The sequence below is a fragment of the Rummeliibacillus sp. NPDC094406 genome, assembly GCF_044763875.1.
Taxonomy (GTDB): Bacteria; Bacillota; Bacilli; order Bacillales_A; family Planococcaceae; genus Rummeliibacillus.
Map to the genome: position 1 here is coordinate 206616 of NZ_JBIWGZ010000006.1, position 14978 is coordinate 221593.

Here is a 14978-nt window from a genome sequence, read left to right on the forward strand (position 1 = left end):
ATAAAAGGACAGTAAACAAGGGTGGTACCGCGATTGTTCATACAAGCTTTTCGCCCCTTACGACGGTAAGGGTGTGGAAGGCTTTTTATTTTTTGGCTTAATGGCTCATTTATTCCAACAAGCTAGTCATTAATGCTGAATCAATTTTCCAAAAATGAGAGGAGCAATTATTCATGTTACAAGATTATCAACTATTACGTATTCCAGGACCAACACCAATTCCACCAAGCGTTGAGCGTGCAATGGCTAAGCCAATGATCGGGCATCGTGGCAACGAAACTAGTCAGATGATTCAAAATATTAAACCTAGACTGAAAAAAGTATTTGGTACAACTGAGGATGTCATGATGTTAACAGGCAGTGGTACTTCAGGTCTTGAAGCTGCAATCGTAAACGTTGTGAAACCAGAAGATAAAGTGTTAGTTGTTGCTACAGGTGTATTCGGCAACCGTTTCACAAAAATCTGTGAAGCATACCAAATTAACGTAGAAGAATACAAAGTAGAATGGGGTACTGCATTAAAACCAACTGAAATTGCTGAATATGTAAAAGCTAACCCAGATATCAAAGCTGTATTCTCTACTTACTGTGAAACATCAACAGGTGTTCTAAACCCAGTTGGTGAATTAGCTCAAGCGATTCATGCGGTAAATAACGAAACATTAGTCATCATTGATGGTGTATCTTGCATGGCTGGCGTTGAAACAAAAATGGATGAATGGGGCATTGATGTTGTTGTAACTGGTTCTCAAAAAGCATTTATGCTACCTGCTGGCTTAAACTTTATCGCAGCTAGCGAACGTGCTTGGAAAGTAATCGAATCTAATCCGAAAAAAGGATTCTATTTAGACCTTACAAAATATCGTGATAATTTAGCGAAAGACACTACTCCTTTCACTCCAGCATTATCATTATTATTCGGTTTAGAACAAGTACTTGAAAATTTCGAACAAGAAGGTCTTGAAAATGTATATGCTCGTCATCAATTAATGCGTGATATGACTCGTGCAGCTTTCAAAGCTTTAGATCTTCCACTATTTGCTTCAGACGAAGATGGTTCTCCAACTGTTACTTCTGTAAAACCTGAAGACTTTGATGCAGAAGCATTCCGTAAAGTATTAAAAGCTGACTTCAACTTATCAGTTGCAGGTGGTCAAGCAGATCTTAAAGGGAAAATCTTCCGCGTTGGCCATATGGGCTATTGCGCACCAACAGATGTACTTCAATATCTAGCTGCAATGGAAATTGCACTTGTTAAAGTAGGGAAAAACATTCAACTTGGCGCTGGCATTGCAGCAGCTCAGGCGATTTACTTACAAAATACAACAGAAAAAGTTGCACAATAAGGAGAGAATATAGAGATGGCTATTAACATTTTAATCAGTGACCCACTAAGCGAAGATGGTATTTACCCTCTTCGTCAAGAACAAGAACTAGATTTGAATATTGTGATTAACACTGGCCTTCAACCAGAGGAATTAAAAGCAATTATTAAAGATTTCGACGTATTACTTGTACGCAGTCAAACAAAAGTAACTCGTGACATTATCGAAGCTGCAGATAACTTAAAACTAATCGGCCGTGCAGGTGTTGGTGTTGATAATATTGATCTTAATGCTGCTACTGAAAAAGGGATTATCGTTGTTAACGCTCCTGACGGTAATACAAACTCAGCTGCTGAACATACAACTGCGATGATTATGTCTCTTGCTCGCCACATTCCACATGCCTACTTATCATTAAAAGAAGGTCGCTGGGATCGTAAGAAATTCGTCGGAGTTGAACTTAAAAACAAAACATTAGGTGTAATCGGTTTTGGTCGAATTGGTCAAGAAGTTGCTCATCGTGCAAAAGGTAATCGTATGAATGTTATTGCGTATGATCCATTCCTAACTGCTGAAAAAGCTGAAAAAGCAGGTGTTGATTTTGGTACTGTAGAAGATGTAGCTCGTGTTGCCGACTTTATCACAGTGCACACACCACTTCTAGATTCTACTCGTCATATGATTAATGAAGAAGTTTTCAACGTGATGAAAAACGACGTTCGCATTATTAACTGTGCACGTGGCGGTATCATTGATGAAGAAGCTCTTTACAATGCCATTGAATCAGGTAAAGTGGCTGGCGCTGCTCTAGACGTAATGGAAGATGAACCATTCGTAGGCAACCGTCTGCTAGACTTACCACAAGTAATCGCTACACCTCACCTTGGTGCATCTACTATTGAAGCACAAGAATCTGTAGCTGTAGATGTAAGTAATGACATCTTAAGCTACTTTAAAGTCGGAACAGTTCGTAATCCTGTGAACATGCCATCAGTTCCGAAAGATATGGTCGCAAAAGTAGAACCATTCTTCGATCTTGGTGACAAAATCGGTGCATTCGTTTCTAACCTTACAGATGAAGCTGTAGAAGAAATCAACGTTTACTATTCAGGCGAGCTTGCTAGTTTCGATGTTCGACCATTAACAAACAACACTGTGAAAGGTGTACTTACTCGTAACCTTGGCAATCACGTAAACAACGTAAATGCTCGTTACTTAGCTGAACGTAACGCAATCAAAATTAACGAACATAAATCTACAACTGCGAAAGCATTCTTAAACTCTATCTCTGTTGAACTTGTAACAAAAAATGAAACTCATAAAGTCAAAGGAACATTATTAAACGGCCTTGGTGCTCGTATTGTTCAAGTAGATGAATATGTAGTTGACGTCGTTCCACAAGGTCACTTAATCTTCATCAAACATACCGACAAACCAGGAGCAATCGGCCGTGTAGGTACACTCCTTGCCGAAAAAGATATCAACATTGCAACAATGCAAGTTGGTCGCTCAAACCAAGGTGGAAATGCTATTATGATGCTTTCTGTGGATAATACAGTGGACAACGTAGAATTTTTAACAACTCAAGATAACATCTTTGAAGCAAAAGCAATTAATCTATAACGCATTTTATATAAATAATATGAAGCAGCCTCATTTTACGGAGGCTGCTTCGTTATGGTGCATCATATTAATCCAAATATTTTGTAGAATTTAGAAAATGAATAAATACATCTTGTTCTTTAAACTCTATTAAGTGGATTCCCGTGTCGTCTGTAAAAGTCTTGATACTGTTAGCTAAAGGTATGTTCATCGCACAGTTTAGCAGATTCATTATAGTACCTCCATGAGCAACAATTGCTATACACTCAACTTCTTTATACTCCGATTGAATCTTACTTAAAATACGTTCCACTCGATAACGAAAATCAATTTCCGATTCCCCACCTTCGATTGCTACATGCATCGCTCTTCCTTCTTTTGGATAAGGATATTTTATAGCAGCTTCCTTTCTGGACATTCCTGCTAAGACACCATTATTATATTCCATTAAATCCGGTTCTACTATCAATACACAATTACACTTGTCCTGAAGAATTTCAGCTGTCTTTTGAGCTCTTTGCAACGGGCTCGCTATAATAAGTTCCACATTAAAATGAGCAGAAATATAATTTGCCATTTTCTTAGCTTGATCCAAACCTGTTTCAGTTAACGGATAGTCTGCACGACCTTCATGTACATCCAATAAATCTGCTTGTGATTCTCCATGGCGAATAATTAATAATTTCAATTTCAGATCTCCTTTTTATGTATATTGTCTTAATAACCCCTAACGTTTATAAAAAAAAGAGTAGCCAGCTAGCTACTCTGTATATTCAATATAATCGATAAAGCACTAATACCAATGTTAAAATACTTGCAACAATAGTCATCGGATCTTTCAATAATTTTTTCATAGTCTTCATTTCCTTCCCATCGGTATGAACGACTTTTTTCTTTTAAAGTTTCATAATTTCATCTATTTAATATTATCTAATAATTGAACAAGGTCATGTAGCGAATTAATTTCGTAAGTAGGTGTAATTCCTTCAATATGCTGTTTATCTTCACGATTAATCCAAGCAGAGCGCATTTGAACACGAGAAGAACCAAGAATATCAGTCATTAAATTATCCCCTACCATAATAGCCTCATCTGCATCTACTTTTGCCGTTTCTAAAACACACTTGAAAATGGAAGCTGCGGGCTTCCCTTCGCCAAAATCACCTGAAATAATAATATGGTCAAAATAAGGGGCAATTTCTGGCGTAATTTGCAATTTTGTATTTTGCAAACTTGGTGCACCATTGGTCAGTAAAATAAGTTGATACTTTCCTTTTAAAGTATCTAATACTTCAAATGTTTCTTCATAAACAAAAGGACTTTGTTTTCTTACTTCAACAAAGTATTCTCCTAATTCTGCTCCTAGTGATTCATCACTTACACCAAGTTTCTCTAAGCCTCCAGTCCAAGCAGCTTTACGATAATTTGGCGCTATCTTTTTTAGTTCTTGAAATTGAGGTGTAGGATCATCAAATGTCCCCCATAATCCTTCGAATGGGTTAATTCCAATCATTTGTGTGTAATCAAATGTAGGATATGTACTATATAAATCACGTGCAGTTCGTCGTACAGCTTCTTCTAATTGCTCGACATCGATATCAACAACGGACGCAGCTTTCTCACATGTTAATGAAAATGCTGTGGCAATGCTTTTTTTATCCCATAATAATGTATCATCTAAATCGAATATTACAGTTGAAATTGTCATTCGTATACTCGCTCCCTACCTACTTTTTATGCTGTTAAAGATATCGTAGCATATTTTTAAATTAAAAAAACGGAATTTTCTTTAACTTTTATTTTTTTATTTACAATTAGGAAATACATAACTTTTTTGGTTCTCATATTATTTTATTATTAAGATTTTTGATATATACGAATTCTATGCACATTCATTTATAAATAAAACAATCATGAGCTTTGGCTCCCAACCCATTCAACAAAAAACTCCTGCCGAAAAAATTTCGACAAGAGATTCTTTTGTATATTAAAATTTTTTGAATTTGAAATTACACTATTTTTCCACTTTCGAATTACTCTGCTCGCCATTTCGTGATTTGATCGTCTGTACCATACACAAAATGCCCTTCAACTACTTCATGCAACGTTTGCTCACCATCGACTTCTTCCTCTTTATAGGGGATCCTTGTTCGCTTACTTTCTGAAATAGGATCAGGAAGTGGAATTGCAGATAATAGTGATTTCGTATATGGATGTATTGGATGTCGGTAAATATCTTCTGATGTACCTATTTCGAGAATTTTACCGGCACGCATTACCGCTATTCGATCACTTATATATTTCACCATTGAAAGGTCATGTGCGATAAATAAATAGGTCAAACCATGTTTCTTTTGTAGCTCTTTCAACAAGTTTACAACTTGGGCTTGAATGGAAACGTCAAGTGCTGAGATCGGTTCATCGGCAATGATAAAGCTTGGATTTAAGCTAAGAGCTCTTGCAATTCCAATACGTTGGCGTTGACCACCTGAGAATTCGTGAGCGTAACGATTCATATGCTCACGATTTAGTCCCACTGCTTCGAGCAATTTGCCAATGCGCTCTTTTCGTTCTTTTTTATCTTTGTATAGGCCATGAATATTGAAACCTTCTGCAATGATTTCACCAGCAGTCATTCGTGGATTTAAAGATGCATAGGGATCCTGGAAAATCATTTGCATTTCCTTATTAAAAGATTTTAAATCCTTATGATTCTTTTTATCATGCACATTACGTCCTTTAAAGATAATTTCACCATCTGTAATGTCATATAAACGAATAATGGATCGACCAGTAGTTGACTTTCCACACCCAGATTCCCCTACAAGCCCTAGCGTTTCACCTTTAAAGACATCGAAGCTAATACCATCTACGGCTTTGATCGAACCAAAATACTGTTTTAAATTTTTTACTTCTAATATTTTCTCAGCCATTTTTAGCTTCCTCCTTCTCAAGATAGCCTTCTATTCGCTTACGCACTTCTTCTGGAACAGAAACTTCTGGTGCATCTGGATGTAGTAGCCATGTCTTTGCGAAATGTGTTTCACTCACTTGGAACATTGGTGGCTCTTCTTCATAATCTATCTGCATCGCAAACTCATTACGTGGTGCAAAGGCATCTCCTATTGGAGGATGAATTAAATCTGGTGGTGATCCTGGAATCGTACGCAATAATTCATCTGTATTGTTATCTAAGTCCGGCATTGAACCAAGTAAGCCCCATGTATATGGATGCTTTGGATCGTAGAAAATTTCATTTACTGTACCGTATTCGACAATTTGTCCAGCATACATAACAGCTACATGATCCGCAACATTCGCAACTACCCCAAGGTCATGTGTGATGAAAATAATGGATGTATCACTATTACGTTGAATATCCTTCATCAACTCTAAAATTTGAGCTTGAATTGTAACATCTAGTGCTGTTGTAGGTTCATCGGCTATGAGCAGTTTTGGTTCTGCTGCAAGTGCAATAGCTATTACAACGCGTTGACGCATACCACCCGAAAATTCATGTGGGTATTGTTTGAATCGTTTTTCTGGGAATGGAATCCCTACTTCAACAAGTAGCTCAATTGCACGTTTTTTGGCAAATTCACGTGTTGCTTTTTTGTTGTGTTTTAAAATAACTTCCATGATTTGCTTCCCAACTTTCATTGTTGGGTTTAAAGCAGTCATTGGATCTTGGAAAATCATCGCAATATCGTTACCACGAATTTTCGTCATTTCTTTTTCAGTGCATTTTACTAAGTCCTTGCCGTTAAATAATATTTCTCCGCTTGCATAAATTCCTGGCGGCTGTGGTACGAGCTTCATTAATGCATTACTCGTTACTGATTTTCCTGAACCCGATTCACCTACAATCGCTAGCGTTTGACCCTTTTCTAAAGAAAAGTTAACGCCGCGAACAGCATGAACGAGCCCTGCATATGTTTTGAAATTGATTCGTAAATCTTTTACTTCAATAATCTTTTCGCCCATTCTATTCACCCTTTTCTATTTACGTAATTTTGGATCAAGCGCATCACGAAGACCATCACCTACTGCATTGAAGGCAAAAATCGTAACCGAGATAAATACAGCAGGGAAAATCAGACGCCAAGGTGCTGTTTCTAAAGCGTTGTTCCCTTCAGATGCCATTGTTCCCCAACTTGCCATTGGTGCTGGTACACCTAGTCCTAGATAACTTAAGAAAGACTCCGTGAAAATAGCAGTTGGAATTGTTAATGTCATTGTTACTAAGATTGCACCAAGTGCATTTGGCACTAAGTGCTTCAGAATTATATGTTTGGTACCTGCTCCAAGTGTTCTAGCGGCAAGTACGTATTCTTGGTTCTTAATTGAAAGTACCTCTCCTCGGACAATTCGTGCCATGTTTACCCAACCTGTAATGGAAAGAGCAATGATCATTGGCAACAACCCTGGTTGTAATACTACTAAAAGAATGATTACAACAAGTAAATATGGAACCGCTGTTAAAACGTCGGCAATACGCATCATAATATCATCTAAACGACCGCCAACTAATCCTGAAATTGCGCCCCATGCAACACCAATGATTAAATCAATAATCGCTGCTGTAATACCGATGAATAATGAAATACGCGCACCGAACCAAACACGGACAAATACATCACGCCCAAGATCATCGGTACCAAACCAATGTTTCAATGACGGTGCTTTATTATATACACCTAACTGTTCACGATAGCTGTAAGGAGATAACCATGGAACGATTATAGCCATCAAAATAACGATGATTAATATGATTAAACCAACAATCGCTAGCTTATTATGCGAGAAACGATACATAACTTCCTTCCAGAAGGAAACGGACTTTTCAGCAAGTTTATCTGTTTCTGCATGATTTCCACCAACGATTTTAAATTTATCTTTTGTAATATTTGGTAGCTGTTGTGTCATGATTTTTTCGCTCCTTTCAGCTTAATTCGTGGATCGATGAATCCATATAAAATATCAACGATTAATACTGCGAATAACAAGATAATTGAGTAGAACACGGTTGTCCCCATAATGACTGTGTAATCTCGGTTCGTGATACTTGTAACGAAGTATTTTCCTAGACCAGGGATTGCGAAAATTTGCTCAACTATGAAACTACCTGTAACAACACCAGCAGCTAATGGCCCTATATACGTAACAACTGGTAATAGAGCATTTCGTAGTGTATGTTTGAATACAGTTGTCCATTTTCCTATTCCTTTAGCACGTGCCATTTTCACATATTCACTATGATTTTGTTCAAGCATACTTGAGCGAGTTAGTTTTGCTATAAAGCCCATATGTGTTATAGCAATTGCTAGTGCAGGCAAAATACTGTAGGTAAATCCATTCCATCCGCTTATAGGAAATAACTGTAATTTCAGCCCTACAAAGTATTGTAGTAAACCTGCTAAGATAAATGATGGTACTGAAATACCTAACACTGCAAAGGTTGTTGCTAAATAATCCGGGAGTTTGTTATGGTATAACGCCGCAATTACTCCGATTATTACACCAAATCCGACAGCTAATAGCATGGCTTCAATCCCTAATGTTAGGGAAATTGGGAAGCTTTCAGAAATCATATCGTTTGTAGAGCGACCTTTATATTTCATCGATTCACCAAAATCAAATTGGGCTGTAGCAACTAAATAATCTTTATATTGAATGTACCAGGGGTTATTTAAGCCGTATGACTCGTTCAGCTGTTCTTGAATAGCTGGGGGGAAATTCTTTTCAGATGCAAACGGGCTACCAGGGGCAAGTCGCATTAAGAAGAATGTAATCGTCACAATTACAAATAATGCGATGAAAATATAAACACATCTCTTTAAGATGTACTTGAGCATTTTAATTCCTCCTTTGATTCACATTTGCGAAATAAAGGGCTGCTATTTAATCGATGATCTCGACTAAAAGCAGCCCAACTACCTTGTAGTAGATATGATTTGTCTATTAATTACAATAAAGTGAAACTTCCATTAGTGGGGTTTTCTTCATCCCCATTGATGGTTAGTTGAACCAATCGGGCTTTTACGGGCAGTTATCCCCCACCTATCTTCTTTGCTTCTCTCAATCTTGAGGTGGTGGTATTACTGCCCGTTAATGCGGGATCAATAGTTTTTACTATTATTTTTGAATATCTACAGACTTAAGGTCAATTTCGCCCAATTTGTTTGGTTCCATGTTTTTCACATAATCTTTTTGTACGTAGTTGTTAACATAGAAGTAGATTGGTGCTACAGGGAATTCTTGAGTAATGATTTTGTTACCTTCTTTTAAGTACTCAAGACGTTTTGCTTCGTCAGTTTCTTTCACAGCTTTTTCCATAAGTGATTTGTACTGTGGATTTTCCCAACCAGTATCATTGTTACCGTTTTTAGCAGTATCATATCGTTCTAGGAATGTGTAAGCATCGTTGAAATCAGCAATCCACCCCATACGAGCTGCGTCGTAGTCTAGAGCAGATACTTTATCAAGATATACTTGCCATTCAGAGTTATCGATTTTTACTTCGATTCCTAAGTTTTTCGCCCAACCTTCTTGAATGTATTGAGCGATTGCTTGGTGAGCTTCACTTGTGTTAATCGAAATACCAATCTTAATATCACTTGCTTTTTTAATACCTAATTCTTTCATACCTGCTTCAAGTGCTTTTTTAGCACCATCTATATCGTTATCTTTGAAACCATTATTTTCATCTTCAAAACCAGCGATTGCTATAGGAACATCACTAAGAGCTGCTGGCTGTCCACCTTTAAGAATGTCTTTTGATAAACCTTCGCGGTCAATTGCAAGAGTTAAAGCTTTACGAATGTTCGCGTTTTTAGTGAATTTACCTTTAGTATTGAATTTGTATTCATATACTGCAGCGTAGTCTTTGTTTTTAAGTGTACCGTCTTTTTTGTAGCCATCCATTGCATCAAGTGGAACAACTTGGAATGGAGAACCTAAGTAATCGATGTCCCCACTTTGGAACATACGGTGTGCTGTTGCTTCAGATTCAACCATTTTCATGTTGATCGTATTTAAAGCTACATTGTCTTTATCCCAGTAATCAGCATTCTTTTTAATCGAAATAGAATCACTGTGTTTCCATTCATCAAATGTAAATGGACCATTTGTTACGTAAGTGTCTCCTGCTTCAGCAGCCCACTTTTTATTGTCTTTAACTACTTTTTCATTAACTGGCAAGTAAGTATAGAAGGCAGTTAATTCTAAAAAGTAAGGTGTTGGATTTTCAAGAGTTACTTCTAAAGTTTTGTCATCAACGACTTTAATACCTACAGCATCTTCTTTACCTTTACCATCGTTGTAAGCTTGAGCGCCTTTGATTGGGTAAAGAATTGAAGCGTACTCAGAAGCATTTTTAGGATTTAATGCCCATTTCCAAGCGTAAGCGAAATCTCCAGCTACAACTTGATCGCCGTTTGACCATTTTTGATCACGTAAAGTAAATGTATATTTCAATTTGTCGTCACTTACTTTAATATCTTCTGCAGCAGCGTTTTGTACTTTACCATCTTTGTCAACACGAGTTAAACCTTCAAAAAGACTGCGAAGAATTGCACCAGAAATATTATCATTTGCAAGTTGCGGATTCATGCTTGGCGGTTCTGAAGCAATAGTTAGATTTAATGTTTTATCTTCAGATTTAGTTTCTGTTGTCTTTGATGACTCATCTGTTTTTTCTTTAGATCCACCAAAGTTACATGCTGCTAATACAAGCATTAAAGCTGATAAAAGCACCAGTGATAAAAACTTTTTCTTCATAATAATCCCCCTTATTTTGTTAAAATAATATTATTTATAGCTACTAACTAAAAGTAACTATCTATTACTATAGCAGAGGATAAAATATAAAAAAACAAATTATCTAAATTTTCTAAAATACATCAATTTTCTAAAATTTATGTCATATAAACTATTTATGTATAAATATTATTCTATTATCAAAATATATTAATTTAAAATGTGATTTATGAATTTTTATACATTTTGTGAATTTATCACCCCAGAGACCCCCTGAAAATTTCTTACGCTCTAAAGCGTTAAAGTGTCTGTTTGAGTTAAAAAAAGCCCTCATCAAGAAAATTGATGAGGGGCATTTGAATATTCATTACCAAGCTATTCTCTTATTAATTCCTAAGAGACTATGAGACTGTGTTATTTATACCATTTGGCAATTTGTTGATCTGTGCCATAAACAAAGTGTCCTGGGAATACTTCATGAGTTGAAGCATCATCCCCTGTTTCTTCGTGTTCATAAGGTATACGAGTACGCTTACTTTCAGAAATTGGGTCTGGTAGTGGAATCGCTGAAAGTAGAGATTTCGTATAAGGATGTACCGGGTATTGATAAATATCTTCTGAAGAACCAAGCTCTAAAATTTTCCCACGACGCATTACAGCGATACGATCACTGATATATTTAACCATTGAAAGGTCATGTGCGATAAATAAATAAGTTAAACCATGTTTATTTTGTAGCTCTTTCAACAAGTTTACAACTTGGGCTTGTATGGAAACATCCAGTGCTGAGATAGGTTCATCCGCAATGATAAAACTTGGATTTAAACTTAATGCACGTGCAATACCTATACGTTGGCGTTGACCACCAGAGAATTCATGAGCATAGCGGCTCGCATGTTCTCGGTTTAGCCCTACTGCTTCAAGTAATGAGCCAATTTTCTCTTTGCGTTCTGCTTTGTTTTTATATAAGCCGTGAATATCAAAGCCTTCTGCAATGATTTCTCCGGCTGTCATACGTGGGTTAAGTGATGCATATGGATCTTGGAAGATCATTTGCATTTCACGGTTAAAGTCTTTTAATTCTTTTCGAGACTTTTTGCCATGGATATCTTTCCCTTTGAATTTAATCTCACCGTCTGTAATATCGTATAGGCGAATAATGGAACGACCAGTCGTAGATTTACCACAGCCTGATTCGCCAACTAGACCAAGTGTTTCACCTTTGTAAACATCGAAGTTAATACCATCTACAGCTTGGATTGAACCGAAATACTGTTTTAAATTTTTAACTTCTAAAATTTTCTCAGCCATTTTGAGCACCTTCCTTCGCTAAATATCCATCGATTCGTTTTTGAACCGCTTCTGGCACTGGAACTTCCGGTGCATCTGGATGTAGTAGCCAAGTTTTTGCGTAGTGCGTATCACTTACTTTAAACATTGGTGGTTCTTGTTCGTAATCGATTTGCATTGCATACTCATTACGTGGTGCGAATGCATCACCTTTTGGTGGATTGATTAGATCTGGTGGTGAACCTGGGATTGTACGCAACAATTCATCGGTACTATTATCAAGATCTGGCATTGAGCCAAGTAATCCCCAAGTGTAAGGGTGTCTTGGATTATAGAAAATCTCATTAACTGTGCCGTATTCCACGATTTGCCCAGCATACATAACTGCTACACGGTCTGCAATATTCGCTACGACACCCAGATCATGCGTAATGAAAATAATGGATGTATTACTTTTCCTTTGAATTTCCTTCATCAATTCAATAATTTGTGCTTGGATTGTTACGTCAAGTGCCGTTGTTGGTTCATCCGCAATTAGAAGCTTTGGATTAGCTGCAAGTGCGATGGCAATAACTACGCGTTGGCGCATACCGCCTGAAAATTCATGTGGGTATTGTTTAAAGCGTTGCTCAGGATATGGAATCCCTACTTCATCAAGTAATTCAATTGCACGTTTTTTCGCAGATTCACGGGTAGCTTTTTTGTTGTGTTTTAAAATAACCTCCATGATTTGCTTACCAACTTTCATCGTTGGGTTTAAGGCAGTCATTGGATCTTGGAATATCATCGCAATATCGTTACCACGGATTTTCGTCATCTCTTTTTCAGATAAAGGAATGAGGTCTCGTCCTTCGAATAGGATTTGACCATGATCATAAATGCCTGGTGGTTGAGGAATGAGTTTCATCAAAGCATTACTTGTAACACTTTTACCAGAACCTGATTCACCAACGATGGCAAGTGTTTCACCTTGTTTAAGGTCGAAACTAACACCACGAACCGCGTGAACAATACCTGCATACGTTTTAAAGTTAATTTTTAAATCTTTTACTTCTAATAATGTTTCACTCATTTTCTCACCTACTTCCTTGATTATTTACGTAATTTTGGATCTAATGCATCGCGAAGACCATCGCCAACTGCATTAAAGGCAAAAATCGTTACCGAGATAAAAAATGCTGGGAAGATTAGACGCCAAGGTGCTGTTTCTAATGCGTTATTCCCTTCAGATGCCATTGTTCCCCAACTTGCCATTGGTGCTGGAACACCTAGTCCTAAATAACTTAAGAAAGACTCTGTAAAAATAGCATTTGGAATCGTTAATGTCATTGTTACCAAGATTGCACCAAGTGCATTTGGCACTAGGTGTTTCAAAATAATATGTTTAGTACCTGCACCTAGAGTTCTTGCAGCAAGTACGTATTCTTGATTTTTAATTGAAAGTACTTCCCCACGGACAATACGTGCCATGTTCACCCACCCTGTGATAGAAAGTGCGATGATCATTGGTAGTAAACCTGGTTGTAGCACAACAAGTAAGATGATTACTACTAATAGATAAGGAACTGCAGTTAATACGTCAGCAATACGCATCATAATATCATCAATGCGACCACCTAATAAACCTGCGATAGCGCCCCATGCAACACCGATGATTAGATCAATCACAGCTGCAGTTAAGCCGATAAATAGAGAAATTCGAGCCCCTACCCATACACGTACAAATACGTCACGTCCTAGATCATCAGTTCCAAACCAGTGCTTTGCAGATGGAGGAGCATTATATACGCCTAACTGTTCTCTATAGCTATATGGAGAAAAAACAGGAACGAAAATAGCAAGTAACATAACAATTGCTAAAATAATCAAACCTACAATCGCTAATTTGTTATGAGAGAAGCGAAGCATTACTTCCTTCCAGAAAGACACTGATTTTTCAGAAAGTTTTTCTGTATCCGCATGATTTCCACCAACAATTTTGAACTTGTCTTTTGAAATCTTAGGAGTTTCCTTTAAAGATTGTGTCATTATTTTTTCGCTCCTTTCAGCTTGATACGTGGATCGATGAATCCATATAGAATATCTACTAGTAATACCGCAAATAATAGAATAATTGAATAGAATACTGTAGTACCCATAATTACCGTATAATCACGGTTTGTAATACTAGTTACAAAATATTTTCCTAAACCAGGAATTGCGAAGATTTGTTCCACGATGAAACTACCTGTAATAACACCAGCTGCTAATGGTCCTAGATACGTAACAACTGGTAGAAGAGCATTTCGTAGGGTGTGTTTGAAGACGGTTGTCCATTTACCAATCCCTTTAGCGCGTGCCATTTTCACATATTCACTATGATTTTGTTCAAGCATACTTGAACGAGTTAGTTTTGCGATAAAACCCATATGTGTAATCGCGATTGCAAGTGCAGGCAAAATACTATAAACGAAGCCATTCCAACCACTAATCGGTAATAGCTGCATTTTTAGGCCAACAAAGTATTGTAATAATCCCGCTAAAATAAAGGACGGAACAGATATACCAAGGACTGCAAATGTAGTCCCTAAATAATCGGGGAATTTATTATGATAGAGTGCTGATACAACACCTATTAAAACACCTAAACCAACTGCAAGAATCATTGCTTCAATACCTAATGTCAAAGATATCGGGAAACTTTCACTGATCATATCATTTGTAGAACGACCTTTATATTTCATAGATTCACCAAAATCGAATTTTGCAGTTGAAATTAAATAGTCTTTATATTGAACATACCATGGATTATCTAATCCATATTCCTCATTAAGAGCTTGCTGAATTTCAGGTGGCACACTCTTTTCGCTTGCAAATGGGCTACCAGGAGCAATTCTCATAAGGAAGAATGTAACAGTTACAATTACAAATAGTGCAATCAGTATATATCCAAGTCTTTTTAAAATATACTTAACCATTCGTATAGCCTCCTCAATTTTTCATAATAGAATGGGTTGCCGAGTA

The 14978-nt window shown here is 37.0% G+C and carries 13 protein-coding genes and 1 other annotated feature (1 of these 14 only partly in view); of the genes, 2 read left to right on the forward strand and 11 right to left on the reverse strand.

Going from position 1 to position 14978, the window contains the following annotated elements; all coding sequences use genetic code 11:
• Positions 1–61 (forward strand) — a binding site (T-box leader) (it extends 174 nt beyond the left edge of the window).
• A gap of 112 nt (positions 62–173) precedes the next feature.
• Both ACIQ4I_RS16195 and serA read left to right on the forward strand, forming a co-directional pair.
• Positions 174–1346, forward strand: coding sequence for a pyridoxal-phosphate-dependent aminotransferase family protein (locus ACIQ4I_RS16195; RefSeq protein WP_403097874.1), 1173 nt, complete (start codon positions 174–176; stop codon positions 1344–1346).
• A 15-nt stretch (positions 1347–1361) separates the two neighbouring features.
• On the forward strand, positions 1362–2948 hold the full coding sequence (serA, locus tag ACIQ4I_RS16200) for a phosphoglycerate dehydrogenase (RefSeq protein ID WP_403097877.1): 1587 nt from the start codon (positions 1362–1364) through the stop codon (positions 2946–2948).
• Between the two features lie 67 nt (positions 2949–3015).
• On the opposite strand, the gene ACIQ4I_RS16205 is transcribed toward serA, so the two are convergent.
• From ACIQ4I_RS16205 to ACIQ4I_RS16255, 11 genes are all read right to left on the reverse strand, one after another.
• Complete coding sequence (locus ACIQ4I_RS16205) at positions 3016–3615, reverse strand: histidine phosphatase family protein (protein WP_403097880.1); 600 nt, start codon at positions 3613–3615, stop codon at positions 3016–3018.
• Between the two features lie 228 nt (positions 3616–3843).
• Positions 3844–4635: an HAD family hydrolase gene (locus ACIQ4I_RS16210; RefSeq protein ID WP_403097883.1), complete on the reverse strand. Its 792-nt coding sequence runs from the start codon at positions 4633–4635 to the stop codon at positions 3844–3846.
• A gap of 325 nt (positions 4636–4960) precedes the next feature.
• Positions 4961–5860, reverse strand: coding sequence for an ABC transporter ATP-binding protein (locus tag ACIQ4I_RS16215; protein ID WP_397539936.1), 900 nt, complete (start codon positions 5858–5860; stop codon positions 4961–4963).
• Positions 5853–6911: an ABC transporter ATP-binding protein gene (locus ACIQ4I_RS16220; RefSeq protein WP_403097886.1), complete on the reverse strand. Its 1059-nt coding sequence runs from the start codon at positions 6909–6911 to the stop codon at positions 5853–5855. The genes ACIQ4I_RS16215 and ACIQ4I_RS16220 overlap by 8 nt, the downstream gene beginning before the upstream one ends.
• A gap of 15 nt (positions 6912–6926) precedes the next feature.
• Entirely contained in the window at positions 6927–7853 is a 927-nt protein-coding gene (locus ACIQ4I_RS16225) for an ABC transporter permease (RefSeq protein WP_403097889.1), read from the reverse strand.
• Complete coding sequence (locus tag ACIQ4I_RS16230) at positions 7850–8782, reverse strand: ABC transporter permease (RefSeq protein ID WP_403097892.1); 933 nt, start codon at positions 8780–8782, stop codon at positions 7850–7852. Before ACIQ4I_RS16230 ends, ACIQ4I_RS16225 begins: the two co-directional genes overlap by 4 nt.
• Positions 8783–9062: 280 nt before the next feature.
• Positions 9063–10706: a peptide ABC transporter substrate-binding protein gene (locus ACIQ4I_RS16235; RefSeq protein WP_403097895.1), complete on the reverse strand. Its 1644-nt coding sequence runs from the start codon at positions 10704–10706 to the stop codon at positions 9063–9065.
• Between the two features lie 393 nt (positions 10707–11099).
• Positions 11100–11996, reverse strand: a complete 897-nt coding sequence (locus tag ACIQ4I_RS16240) for an ABC transporter ATP-binding protein (protein ID WP_403097898.1) — start codon at positions 11994–11996, stop codon at positions 11100–11102.
• Complete coding sequence (locus tag ACIQ4I_RS16245) at positions 11989–13047, reverse strand: ABC transporter ATP-binding protein (protein ID WP_403097900.1); 1059 nt, start codon at positions 13045–13047, stop codon at positions 11989–11991. Before ACIQ4I_RS16245 ends, ACIQ4I_RS16240 begins: the two co-directional genes overlap by 8 nt.
• Positions 13048–13067: 20 nt before the next feature.
• The gene (locus tag ACIQ4I_RS16250) at positions 13068–14003 is read right to left on the reverse strand and encodes an ABC transporter permease (protein WP_403097902.1); all 936 of its coding nucleotides are present in this window, start codon (positions 14001–14003) and stop codon (positions 13068–13070) included.
• Positions 14003–14932, reverse strand: a complete 930-nt coding sequence (locus ACIQ4I_RS16255) for an ABC transporter permease (protein ID WP_403097904.1) — start codon at positions 14930–14932, stop codon at positions 14003–14005. The genes ACIQ4I_RS16250 and ACIQ4I_RS16255 overlap by 1 nt, the downstream gene beginning before the upstream one ends.
• Positions 14933–14978: the final 46 nt, after the last annotated feature.